Annotated in this window: 1 protein-coding gene; it reads right to left on the bottom strand. The window is 38.6% G+C overall.

The window, feature by feature from the left end; translation table 11 throughout:
• Nucleotides 1-233, bottom strand: a 233-nt coding sequence (locus AAEY75_RS17225; RefSeq protein ID WP_352260401.1) for a MarR family winged helix-turn-helix transcriptional regulator, incomplete at both ends; no start/stop codon positions are given.

Below are 233 nucleotides of genomic sequence, written 5' to 3'. Positions count from 1 at the left end.
TAATGTCGGCAATAACGGTAAAGCCTTGCACTTGCTCATCAGTAAGGCCTAATGACATTTTGCTTTTCATCTCTTGGTCGATTTCATGAATGGCATTCATTATTTCCTCGCCCAGTTGCGTAAGTAGAAGTGTCTGGCTACGGTGATTGCTTGGGTGTGGTTTTTTATCTATGTAGCCTTCACTAAACAATTCTTTGATAATTCTAGTAACTTGAGATTTATCCAAACGTAAA

Origin of the sequence: Psychrobacter sp. TB55-MNA-CIBAN-0194, from assembly GCF_040309505.1 — a bacterium.
Classification (GTDB): Bacteria; Pseudomonadota; Gammaproteobacteria; order Pseudomonadales; family Moraxellaceae; genus Psychrobacter; species Psychrobacter fozii.
Note: the sequence above shows the minus strand (reverse complement) of the source record. Positions and strands in the feature narration are given on the sequence as shown.